Raw genomic sequence first — 12,301 nt, 5'->3', positions numbered from 1 at the left:
GGCCCCGTTTAATCTACTTTAACAATTCATGGTCACTGGGTAAGGTACGCGAAATCCATAACGCGAGCTTATGTCGCATAAGCGGTTCCGTTTCTTGCCCTTTTGCCAAGGGTTGAATGAGCTTATCGTGCACGAGCAGTTTATATAAATAGGTTATTTTCAACTTTGCCGAATCCGTCGCCTCAAATTCCCCTACGCCGCGCTTTTTCGCATACACGCCCCCAACTCTTAATGCTTCTGTCACTAAAGCAGCTTCATTATTGATCTTCTTCATATTATTAGCTCTGTTTTAAGTGAATCGCCTATTTATGACTCTATAATGCCATAACATATATTGGCAAGGCAGCTCTTGTGTCAGAATACATCAAAACTTCCTGAGCAAGGCGAATAAACTGCTGGCCGTATAGGACAAATGGTTTAGGCACAGGTAAAGATAGACTTAATTTATGGCATGATCACCGACTCAGCACGAGCTTACAGCGTCTATGATTTATTTTATTCTTACAATTTTGATCTTGGTTTGCTCTTTCGCACCCCAGCTGTGGGTAAAATTTACTCTCAGAAAATATAGCCACACCCTACCCGGCATGCCTGGCACTGGCGGCGAACTGGCAAAACACTTGCTAACCCGCTTCGAGCTAATAGACACCAAAGTTGAAAAAACAGAAGAAGGCCACGACCACTTTGACCCTCAAGACAACGCTGTACGGCTTAGTCCAAGCCTTTATGATGGAAAGTCTTTAACGGCTATTGCCGTTGCGGCACACGAAGTGGGCCATGCGATACAACATAATCGCAATGAAAGGGTTTCCCAGCTGCGTAAAAAATACATCCCGTTGTCTATATGGCTCCAAAAGCTTGGCACAATTATCCTTATTGGATTGCCTATTATTACCGGTGTGTTGAAATCGCCAGCGGTTTTTGCCGTGGCAATAGGGCTGAGCCTTATATTGCAAATAGCTGCTGCATTAACCTACTTAATTATTTTGCCAGAAGAATGGGATGCCAGCTTTAACAAAGCATTACCTATTTTAAAACAAGGGCAATACGTCCCTACAGAATACGAACCCGCCATAGAAAAAGTGTTAAAAGCGGCCGCCCTAACCTACTTTGCAGCAGCCTTAGCTAATGTTCTTAATATCGGACGTTGGTTTATGATTTTAAGGCGCTAGGGCTTCACGGGTACCCAGCTCACGGGCGAGCTACCAATCTTTGTTCAGCTCCCGCCAAGATTCACGCCTATCTTTAAGTTGTTGGTCACCCAAATCTATCTCTTGTAATTCACCTTCGTTACTTTGCGTTAAGCCTTCTTCATCGGGTTGTTCATAATAATTATCGCCTAGCTCTATAGCCTCTGGTATGGCTTCACCCATATCATCGTCGTCGCCAACCGTTTTATCTTTTTCTGTTATGGCACTGTGCGCCGGCGATAGGCCATTAAAGAACTCCCGCTGGTAAAGCCTAGTGCTGCCAACATCACCAGAGCAAATATCATCGCTAGGGGTAAATACGGTAAACAGTAAACTCGTAGAGTACTGCGATGCTTGGCCAATATTACGTGCCGAACCATTCGAAAAGTCTAACCGCCAGCCGCTGGTATCAGCTACAACTCCGGTAACATCATCATTCGTTTCAACCGCCTCACTGCCCTGTAAAAACACCTGCTTACCGTCATAGGTCAAAACTTGGCCGTTGCTGTAAGTTTGAATATTGCTAACGTCAATGAGTTTTTTTGCATCTATCGCATCGCCAGTAATATTACCGTTGGCCCCGACCTTTTCTTTTAAACCATAAAAGCTATTTTGATCGGCATAAGTACCATCGGCATCATGGAAAAAACGACCCGTGCCAGCAAAAACCCAATAATTATAATCAGAATCAATGCGGGTATAAGGTGCAGCAGAAAAAGCTTGCCCCGTGCCACTTAACATTACGCTATCGCTTGCTGTTATTTTTGACCCTAAAGGGGATAAATTAAGCCGGCGCAATTGACCGTCAGGCGCATCCATTCTGCCCGATACCAAACCATAATATATGGCGTCATCAGTAAAATCACGATTCCAATCGGTTACCGTAACACCACCGACAAACGAGTCAGCCACACCGGTATCAATGGTCATTAATGTGCCGGCTTTAAAATCATAAAGAAACACTTTTGCTGTTTGATCGCTTACCGCATTTTTTTGCGCGGTATAGCTGGCGGCTTGATCGGCACCTTTAGGGCCAGAACCAAACGTAAGGTACCAGTTATTAACGCCACCGTCGTATTGACCGGTTTGCGCATTAGGGCTTCGCACTTTAACAACATCCACATTACCGGTGGTATAACCTAGTGCAGGGTTTGTAATTTCAGCAATTAAACGTGGCGGTGATTCAGGGTTGGTTACATCTAACACAACATAAGCAGAACGCATAACTCGTTTGTTACCGTTTTTATCTTCCGTTGTAATAAGCCCACCACCAAAACGCATTCCTGCAACTAATATAGTGCCCCAGCCGCCAGGGTGGTCGTTATCATCTGCAAAAATATTAACATCAAACGTTTGTACTTTACCGTCAATATATGCAACATGCGGGTAGTTATATTCCGTTAACCAACGTAAATGCGGCAATAAATTATACGGAACATACGCCCATAATTCAGACCCTAAAGGATGCTTATCTGTCGCATAAGAGATTTCGTCATTATTAAAATAGCCCGCATTAAAAGCGTGCAACATGCCATCATTTGCAGCGGCATATACCATCGTACGGCGGTTGCGATAATGTTTTCGATAAGCACGGTAAGTTGTATCAGAAAACTCAACATCGTAGCCCACCTTAGGGGGACCAACAATAACAGGCGAGGCATTGGCTATATCACCTAATAACCATTTTTCATCACCATCAACGTTATCAAGTAAATCCGCTTTACGGGAGCGAAAACCCAGCCGGTCTTCACCGCGAATATAATTAACGACTTGCTCTGCATGGTCTGAGTTTTTACCTACTAAATAATAATTATCACCCGAGAAATTATCGGCTGTAAAAGGAACGACGGCAGCATTACTTGTAATAAGGCCGTCGGCATCGTTATCAATAGCCGTCAATATATGGCGTTGCGTCGTTGCCGCCTGAACATAAGTACGCTGCTTTGTAGGGTCGGTAATATTTGCGAGTTGCTTATGTGCGCTCCATACAGGTTTTAGATCGTGTAGCGCAATTAAACTACCTTTTTTACCACCACGCGAACCATCCTCATTGGCAATGTAACGCTGTGCCATCATCGTTTTTGTTTCGGGTTCAAACTCAACATCAATAATATTATCAGCCAAAGTTAATCGACCATTTTGATCTGAATCTTCACGCACGCGATTGTATTGATCCATAAACATACCGTTAAGCGTGCTTACCCACGATAAATCATTTCCTTTATAGCTTAAACTTGGATAGAACAAGCTTTGCAAATACAGGCCAACGCCGTCGCTAGCATTTGTCACCACGCTCGAGCCTGTGCCCGAAGCCGCAGAGTCCAATATTTCTGCCAACGCTCTATCGAACTGTAACTCTAAATATTGCGGATTATTAACATTATGATAATTATCGGGAATGCCATCGGGAGTGGGTGCGCCGGTATAGTTATCTTTGGTATCCCATTCATCTTGTAAATCGGGAATACCATTATCGTTTTTGTCTGTAAAGCCGCCATACTTGGCTGCATAAAATAGTGGTTGCTCTAAAAAACTAGCTTTACCTTGATCCAACGTAAATTCTTTGGAGTTCCAACGAAAATCAATAGTGCAATTATTACAATCGCCCCCACTAAAACCATTGATACCAGTTAATACATGGTAACCGTTACCGGTACCACTAAATTGGTCGGCGCCATTCAATTTTACTGATGAGCCAACACCATCAATAATAAAACCAAACCCCATTTTTGCATCAGTAGATTTTTTTAGCACACGCGACTTCACCACTAACCGCGTTTGCGTTAGCTCATAGGCAATAATGCCATTCAAATCTTGGTCAAAATCACCACCTTGCTCACTATCTTCCCAGGTCACATACATTAATCCGGTAAAAGTGCCATCCTTATCATCGTCGTTATGCGCTTCTATCACTTTAAAATCAACAATAGCGCAATTGCCATTAAGGTTATTATTTCGACAGGCGGGAAATATTGTTATTTTTTTATTCTTGTTATTTATTTGTGGAATTTCTATTTTTGGAATAGAGGGCGCCAAAGAAAACCCAAAGGTATTTACCGTTTGTTCGCCATCGACTTCACTGTTTATATCATTATTTTTAGCATAATAGGCTAAACCCGATGAGTAATAAGAACCATTTAAACGCGGGGCATCAGGGCAAGTACCACGCACAGATGCCAAAGAAGTTACTCTTTTAGCCGTACATAGCTCGTCATTAAAAAACCCATAGGTTTTTCCGACAAAATAATTTCCGCCAGAAATGCCCTCTTGGCGCCCTAATTCGGACGTTAAACGGTTGAGGTCAACAAAGCTCGCACCAATGTCTGATGGGTCTACATTATCGCCATCATAAGAGATGGTACTACTGTTAAACGCCAATACATTAAGGTTACTGCAATGGTTATCTTCCTTAACGGCCTTCTGCCATTTAATAACGCCTAAATCAGGTGATACAAAGCTATCATCCGCAACATAGCTTGGTGTAGGTTCTTGACCGGAAAAATACCGATATGTTTCTAATAAGATTTCGGCAAAAGGGTTCCCCCAATTGGTACACCGACCGTCATTGTAGTAAGTTAACCCCCAAGGGCATCCATCATAATCATAAGTGCCTACCCTTTCTGTACTCTCGTCTTCAGACGGCTGATAAAACCAATTGGCTAAGCGCAAGCTATTTAGCGCCCTGATAATACCGCCGGATGTCGACATTTTTTTAATTGATCCATTGGTACTAACATTTATCTCATCGCCAATAGATCCAATATTTTTTCGCAATACCCCCCCGGACTTATTTTTTTTGTAACTACCGGTCATTAAACCAAAAAGTATTTCGCCATTTTGGCCGTATTTTTGCAAAATACCAATTGGCTTCGAATTGCCATCAGGGTAAGCCATGCAGCCTTCTCGCCCTAAGTTGCTTTTTCCGGTGCACACTTTAACCCGCGCAACATAATCAGACATTTTTTCGTTAAATGTTGAAGGTGCATCGTGAGATGCATAAATACCAATACTCTGTAGGGCACCTCTATCACTGTTAATACTCGGAACACCACTATCAGGCAATTCATCGCGGTACAAACACTGCCAGCGCTCGCCCGCCGGCCAAAATGAGTGATTGCCTTTTGCGGCCCGAATTAATGGATCCGCTTTACTTTCGTGGGAGCGAACACCAATAGTGGTATCGACGGTGGTATTACAAAAAGTAATGCCAGAATCGACCGCATTTTTCCCTACCTTAAGACTGCCAAAAGGTGTTAATTTACCGAGGTCTGTGCCATTGTAATATTTGGCAAAACTGTGGGCGTCATTCGGTAAATGGGACCGCTCTAGCACCGTGGATGTGGACGAATCGACCGAGCGAAAACCGCCGTATAATATTTTTCTAACAACATCAATGCGCGTCATAGATACCCAGTTTAAAAAATTTCCGCTCCATTGATCAGACGCACCTTGGTTGCAATAGTAATCGTCCGTTGCTGGTGTATCGGGCTCAAAAACATTATTACTGTATTTGTAGCAAGTTTGGCTTTCAAAATAGCCCATGTATTTAATATTCTTGCTATAGGTTAAATCTGCAATGCCATCGCCATCAATATCGTAAAAATCGTTATACGCTTTAAAAAACAACTGATGGTCTGACGACATACTTAGCATTACCATCGGCGGGGTATTATTACTTGATGTGAACGGTGGAATACTTTGGTAATCGATGGCATTTTGTGCCATTGTTGACATCGATAATAGTATCGATGTCATCATGTATGTAACAGCGGCGGCAATACCCGTACTATACTTTTCCATTTGTTACCACTCCACACATTAAGCCGCAGAATCTAAATTACTTATGATTCTTTCACTATGCGATAGGTTGACTGTAAAACCACTGTTGCTCTACTTGCATTACCACTGGCCATAGCGGTAATGCGATAAAGCGGTTTGAAATTTTCGTTTTCGCTCGTCGTTGCCGTTGCCCCTTGTGTTGAAAAACCTGTACCTAGCTCTGCACCCACATTGGTAAAGCATAAGAATTCAATAATATATTTTACTGGTGTGTTTAACCCGGCGATGTTAATCGTTGAATGCCGGCCTGCCGTTGCCCATACATCTAATTCGTTATCGGACCAAAAATCCTTTTGATCTTTACTTTCAGGGTCAGAGATATAGCATTGTGCTCGCTCTTGCGAAGGATAATATTCACCAGAAAAACACAATCCATTTTTACACTCAGTATTAAAACAATCTACACCACTGCAATTGCTATAGTGGCTTGCCAAAGGTGGTGGATTACTGGATAACTGCTCTTCGATTTTTAGCAATGCGGTTTCCACGCCCTCGAAAGCAACACTGCGATCATGTGCACTAGAAACCATTTTCAGCTCCAAGCCAGAGCGCTGCATACTCGTTACGCCAATAAGGGTCAACACACCCAGAATAATAAGGCTTATTATCAATGCCGCTCCTTCTTGCCGCTTCATGTGTTTTGATTCCTAATCTGAATCGTGGTGCTAACAACTTGTCGCATAAATAAACCCAAATAGTCTATGCCGTTAAAAACGACCGTCTGAGGATTTGTAAATACAGGCGCTTGCGAAATCAAAAGCATGTCTATTTTTACGGTAATTACACGTTCCCAATCATCACTATTAATTACGCCGTCGCTATTAACGTCCATTTCAGCGGCCTTTCGATATTCATTAATTTCGCCGTCTTGGTTAGTATCAACCCCGTAAAGAAATTGGATATTTTCTACCCCAGTTGCGAGCTCTTCGGTGCGCGTGGTGATTGCCCCACCATCCACCAACATAGATTGCCGTTTAAGTGCAGGGGTACCTGGCAATAAACTAGATTCACCAATAAAATAGGCATTAGAAATTAGCGGCATAATGCGTGCCCCCGCTAAATAAGAAGCACTTGGTAACATTCTTGGACAGTTGCTACCACTGCAGTCACCGCAGCTGTAACGCCCACGCAATACATCATTACAATTATTTTGGCTAACGCCATGGCTAAGGGTATATGCGTTATCGATTTTACTGGCCGTAAACAACGCACTAAAGCGGCAAGTTCCGTCAACTAACGCGAGGGGTTGATGCTGTTCAAAATCGTGATTAGTCCACAGTGTAATTGTGTCTGTAATTGGGTTTTGTGAGCGCACTAGGATTTCCTGCTCTGATTCACCGCGACGAATTAATAGTGAATCTGTTTTATCTTTAACTAAAGCGCGGTATTGAACTGGAAAATCATTGGCTGAGCTATCGCCATCAAAACCCTTAATACCTGCAGTGCCAATAAAACCCATTACATCGTGGGTAATCACATTCACTTGATCGGTATTATTATTTGCGCAACCAATGTAACCGGCCATGCGGATATCGCGGCTTAAAACATCCAATGCGAAACGCGCATTTTCTTGAATATAAGAAATTTCTTGGTGGTCCAACTCACTGCGCTTACTGGTCATAACAACCTGAAAAACACCATTAAGAATAATCAATCCAATAAGCATGGTGACCATAAGTTCAATCAAAGAATACCCTAGGGCTTTCACGCTGCTCGGTAACTTATTGCAACTAAACATAATTACAGGCCTGCCTTTAAGGTATATGTTTGCCGCTCATTGTCGAGAGTTTGCTCTGTGGATTTATCTCGCTGTTTATCCATGGGGATTAAGTCAAATTCCAGCGTTACAACATAAGTCGTACCGTCGTACGCAATGCCGCCCTTACCTGCTGGTAATCGCTTGGCGACTTTTTCCTGCCATGCGTTTATATCCCAATCTTTTAATTGGCTATGGCTGCAATTAGCATTAACAGCCGAACAGTTTTTCGCAGTTGATGAACCATCACCTAAGGCCACTTGATAGCTAGCCGCAACAGTTTTATTAGCACGAATACTTTCCATAATTTCTTGCGCTAAAAATACCGCTTGCGAGTAAGAATAAGCTTGATGGTTAAAGCGAACTGCCTGCGTCTGCATACCCAGCACCCCCATCATGCCTACCCCCATCACAAACAATGAAATCATCATTTCTAATAGGGTGGCACCACACATTCGCTTAATCGGCTTAACCATAATTAAAATACCAATGTCCTAGCGATGATTACCCGCAGGACAAATTATTCACCGTTATATTGCCAAAGCCGTCATCAAAACGACTTTCGTGAATGCCATCGTCGCCACTTAAATCACGTGTTGTCATGGTGCGGCCACTGCGCTCTATAATTAGCCCGCGGGCATAAGCTATATCACCCTCGGGCTCGCACACCGTAACGAGTGCGCGTGTTTTATTTAAGCTAAAACCTTGACTGTTAAAACTAAAAGCATCAACTGCCGCGTTATCCTCTTCGCTTTGCACTGTTAAGGTGTAATTACCTGTATTTGAAAAACTGAGCACGACTCTTTCGTCTTTTTCGCGCTTTGCATTTTGCGCAACACCGCTATCGCCTTCGCCGTTATCCAAAAACACAATCCAGCCATCGTTCCAAACGCCACCGCATTTCGCGCCATCATTGCTAGCGCACAAAGTCGTTACACCATTGCGCGAAGCCGCTTCACTGCGCGCCGTTACCACTGCAGCCGCAATACGGCTCTGCAGGCTTTGGACGTTATTACGCTTAATAAACCCTTGATAAGAAGGCACTGCCATCATCATTAAAATTGCCGAAATCACGATAACAACCATCAACTCAACAATTGTGAATCCGGAATAGACCCTACTCATAACAACTCCTGCATAACGGCTCCATAGACGCGCCTCAAGCCAGGGCGCGAACAAATTAAGGGCTCAACAATGACGCCTATGCAATAAACCCTAGCGTATTTAGGTGCGATCAGTGAGTGGGCACAAGATGGACGGGAGCGCTTATTAGACTGACGGATTCGTTATAACCGCCGAGCTTTTAATTGAGATTTTCTTGGATCAGAAAGTAGCTAAAACAAAGAAACGAACGGTCGATTGCTGAGACCGGTGAAATGCGGTTATTCGAATTCCTTTCAAAAACGATACAGCGATATTGATTTTGTTATTAAGTGGAGGGCTTTTTCTGGCTTCGGCGTGCCCTTATTATTTTAACGCCTCAGATATATTTCAAATATGGTAAATAAATAACCAAATAAATTATTATTTTAGTTTTTGATATCAATAGCAAACAGCGATATCAATTTCTACCAGTTTTATCACCATACTATAGTTAATTCATTGCGAAAAAAGTGCTTAAAAAACCATTATTGGACATTCATATTTGCAGTAAAAAGGCGCCTTTTTATCACTTTTTAGGCTCGATATTGAGTGCCACTTTTTGCGCTCACTTTTGCCGTTTTAGCCGCAACCCCGCGTGACACCTGTGTCATCCCCTTGGCGATTTGTGCCAATGTTCTCAATTCTTAGAAAATAGTGAATTCATAGGGCAAAACACCCGCATCGATCACAACGGCATACAAAAAGTAGATCTATTATGAGTCGGTAATTTGTGCACCTTTCCACCTTAAGCAAGGTGCATCATTAAGAAGTACCAAATTTGGCCATATGAAAGAGGAAGGAATAATGCGCAAGATTGTGCCTTTAGCACTCGCGTCTGCAATTATGACGGCGTGTACTGGAACCGGCGACCCCGGATCTTCAAGTTCAAATGATGTTACATCGTCATCGAGCAGCCAAGCCACGCAAAGCAGCACTGCTGCTATTTCGTCGAGCAGCGCACCCACTACACCTAGCTCAACAGCAACATCATCTTCGGCCCCCTCTACCGGCGGCAACCTTTACACCGACTTTGTTCCCGACGCACTAAAAGGTGCCGAGCGCTACGAAGCCATGATCTACGATGGCTTTGCCTGTTCGACCTGCCACGGTGCAGATGCCAACGGCACAACACCGATCGACTACCAAGGCCTCTCTGCTCAAGAGATGTTCACCATTATTAAAGACGAGATGCCAACACAAGTTGGCTTACCTGAAGAATGTGTGGGTCAATGCGCTGCCGATATCACCGCTTACTTAAAAGGTTTAAACGGTGGCGAGCCACAAGGTAAAGTTTCTTGTGATACCACCAAACCTTTAGGCTACTCGCCCCAAGCGTTGCGCTTGCTAACTTTGGATGAGTACCAAAACTCTATTGAAGACTTACTTGGCATCACCACCGACTACCGCTCTAAAATCGTTATCGACTCCGAGCGCGGCGGCTTCCCGAATAACTCGGCTACCCCTGTGGACGATAGCCGCGCGGGTAAGTACTGGTCGGTTGCCGAAGCCATCGCCAACGAAGCGATCGAAAACGGCCAACCCTTCGCCTGTACTGGTGGTTGCTCTGATAAATTTGTTGAAGAATTACTACCGCGCATTTTCCGCCGCCCCATTACAGAGGCCGAGCGTTTACAGTACTTTGAAATTTTTGGCAGTTCTGCGCCAGAAGAAGGCTTGCAGCTAGCGATTATTGCAGCGCTTACCTCACCTCAGTTCTTGTACCGCTCTGAGCTTGGCCAAAAGGTTTCTGACATCCTCAGTACCGAGCCGATGTCTTACTACCGCCCAGATCCAAGCTCGCAAATGCAGGTTGCTATTGGTAACCAAGGCGACGATGGCTTTTCTCGCATCCAATACTACTTAGATAACAACGGTGCTCCTCGTTATACATGGACGGGCAACGATATTGTATCTTTCCAGATTCGCGCTTCCCAAATTAACGGCAGCTACCCCTCGATCATTATGAAAACGGGCAATAAAGAATATCCCGTTGAGGTCACCTCAGATCGCCCGCAAAACATACGCATTAGCATTAAAGATGCTGCACCAGGCGACGGTTATATCGGTTTCCAAACGTCAAGCGACCAAGTGTATATCAGCACTATCACCTTTGGCGCAGCGAAGCTCTATACCCCATCTCGCGGCGATGAAGAAAAAATGAAGTTAGCGGACCCCGATAGCTATGTATTAGACCCATTCGAGTACGCCAGCTTCTTGTCCTATACCTTAACGGGCTCTGCGCCGGATGATATTTTATGGAATGCCGCCTCAAACGATGGTTTGCATTACGAGGATCAAATTCGCGCCCAAGTTGAACGCTTAATTGATACCCCGCGCGGTCGTCAACGCATTGGCGAAATGGCCAGCTACTGGTTTGATACCTACAAAATCACAGGCTCGCTGTGGGACCGCGACAGTGCGCTCTTCCCTAACTACACCCCAGAAGTGCGTGAGTCTATGGCTGAAGAAGTACGTCAGCTTTTCCAAGAAATTGTTTACCAAGATCGTCCATTCGAATCTTTCTATGGCGGCGACTTCACGGTACTGAATAAAGCCTTGTCGGATTACTACGGCATTGCCTCGGGCTCTTCAGGCAACAACGACTGGAAAGTGGTTGAAAACCTAGAAGAACGCGGCGGCGTACTCACCTCTGGTGCCTTTATGACCTTGCACGCACTACCAGAGAAAACACGCCCTATTATTCGCGCCGTACGTGTACGTGAGCAAATGTTATGTCAACACATTTTGCCGCCACCGCTATTAATTGAAGACCGCGAAGAACTTAAAAACCGCGTTAACAGCGAATTTGAGCAAGGCGGTATGACAACCCGCGAATACAACGAAGGCATTACCGATGCCCGTTCGTGCGATGGCTGCCACAAATACCAAATTAACCCACTGTTCGGCATGGAAGACTTTGACCAAGCCGGCCAATGGCGCGATACCGAAAAAGGCTATGGCGGCGTGCAAACGTTGGATGTTGATATCGCCGGTATTTTGTACGGCACACAAAGCCCCGACGATACCGATTCCATCCCATTCGCCGGTGCTAAAGGTTTATCTAAAGTGGTTGCTACATTACCCGGTGCCAGCGAGTGCTTGATCGAAAAAGGCTTCCGCTTTATTTCGGGTATGCCTTTAAACAAAAAGGGTGTAGATGCCGTCGCCACTGAACAAGCATTAACCGATGAGCAAGCGTCCGACTTCGCTTGCGCCGCCGACAAAGCCCGTACGGCCTATACTGCCGAAGGCAGCAGTGCTAAAGCCGCTATTACCGCTTTAGTGATGCAAGACTTACTACGCTATCGCAAAGCAAACTAAGCACGCGGCATGGCCCAGGGTACTGGGCCAATTTTGAAACAGTTTTATTAAA

8 protein-coding genes are annotated in these 12,301 nt (G+C 44.4%); 2 read left to right on the top strand and 6 right to left on the bottom strand.

What is annotated here, in order from left to right; translation table 11 throughout:
• Positions 1-13: 13 nt before the first annotated feature.
• Entirely contained in the window at positions 14-274 is a 261-nt protein-coding gene (locus MARGE09_RS00445; protein WP_236985372.1) for a DUF5062 family protein, read from the bottom strand.
• A 211-nt stretch (positions 275-485) separates the two neighbouring features.
• Here MARGE09_RS00445 and MARGE09_RS00440 point away from each other — a divergent pair, with 211 nt between their 5' ends.
• Positions 486-1,172 (top strand): zinc metallopeptidase, encoded by a 687-nt coding sequence (locus tag MARGE09_RS00440; protein WP_236985371.1) that lies wholly within the window; start codon positions 486-488, stop codon positions 1,170-1,172.
• 30 nt (positions 1,173-1,202) lie between these two features.
• On the opposite strand, the gene MARGE09_RS00435 is transcribed toward MARGE09_RS00440, so the two are convergent.
• From MARGE09_RS00435 to MARGE09_RS00415, 5 genes are read right to left on the bottom strand one after another with little or no spacing between them, the layout of a single operon-like run.
• Positions 1,203-5,990, bottom strand: a complete 4,788-nt coding sequence (locus tag MARGE09_RS00435; RefSeq protein WP_236985369.1) for a pilus assembly protein — start codon at positions 5,988-5,990, stop codon at positions 1,203-1,205.
• A gap of 41 nt (positions 5,991-6,031) precedes the next feature.
• Positions 6,032-6,664, bottom strand: a complete 633-nt coding sequence (locus MARGE09_RS00430; protein ID WP_236985368.1) for a pilus assembly PilX family protein — start codon at positions 6,662-6,664, stop codon at positions 6,032-6,034.
• Positions 6,661-7,716: a PilW family protein gene (locus tag MARGE09_RS00425; RefSeq protein WP_236985366.1), complete on the bottom strand. Its 1,056-nt coding sequence runs from the start codon at positions 7,714-7,716 to the stop codon at positions 6,661-6,663. Before MARGE09_RS00425 ends, MARGE09_RS00430 begins: the two co-directional genes overlap by 4 nt.
• Positions 7,717-7,769: 53 nt before the next feature.
• A complete protein-coding gene (gene pilV, locus MARGE09_RS00420) occupies positions 7,770-8,261 on the bottom strand; it encodes a type IV pilus modification protein PilV (protein WP_236985364.1) in 492 nt (163 codons plus the stop codon).
• A 28-nt stretch (positions 8,262-8,289) separates the two neighbouring features.
• Positions 8,290-8,910, bottom strand: a complete 621-nt coding sequence (locus MARGE09_RS00415) for a GspH/FimT family pseudopilin (protein ID WP_236985362.1) — start codon at positions 8,908-8,910, stop codon at positions 8,290-8,292.
• 822 nt (positions 8,911-9,732) lie between these two features.
• Here MARGE09_RS00415 and MARGE09_RS00410 point away from each other — a divergent pair.
• Positions 9,733-12,249 (top strand): DUF1592 domain-containing protein, encoded by a 2,517-nt coding sequence (locus MARGE09_RS00410; RefSeq protein WP_236985360.1) that lies wholly within the window; start codon positions 9,733-9,735, stop codon positions 12,247-12,249.
• Positions 12,250-12,301: the final 52 nt, after the last annotated feature.

This window comes from Marinagarivorans cellulosilyticus (assembly GCF_021655555.1).
Lineage (GTDB): Bacteria > Pseudomonadota > Gammaproteobacteria > Pseudomonadales > Cellvibrionaceae > Marinagarivorans > Marinagarivorans cellulosilyticus.
The sequence above is the reverse complement of the archived record's forward strand: the minus strand, read 5'-3'. Positions and strand labels throughout refer to the sequence as shown.

Coding starts and splice junctions, on each gene's coding strand:
- MARGE09_RS00445 (WP_236985372.1), bottom strand. CDS start 274: ATGAAGAAGATCAATAATGAAGCTGCTTTAGTGACAGAAGCATTAAGA.
- MARGE09_RS00440 (WP_236985371.1), top strand. CDS start 486: ATGATTTATTTTATTCTTACAATTTTGATCTTGGTTTGCTCTTTCGCA.
- MARGE09_RS00435 (WP_236985369.1), bottom strand. CDS start 5,990: ATGGAAAAGTATAGTACGGGTATTGCCGCCGCTGTTACATACATGATG.
- MARGE09_RS00430 (WP_236985368.1), bottom strand. CDS start 6,664: ATGAAGCGGCAAGAAGGAGCGGCATTGATAATAAGCCTTATTATTCTG.
- pilV (WP_236985364.1), bottom strand. CDS start 8,261: ATGGTTAAGCCGATTAAGCGAATGTGTGGTGCCACCCTATTAGAAATG.
- MARGE09_RS00415 (WP_236985362.1), bottom strand. CDS start 8,910: ATGAGTAGGGTCTATTCCGGATTCACAATTGTTGAGTTGATGGTTGTT.
- MARGE09_RS00410 (WP_236985360.1), top strand. CDS start 9,733: ATGCGCAAGATTGTGCCTTTAGCACTCGCGTCTGCAATTATGACGGCG.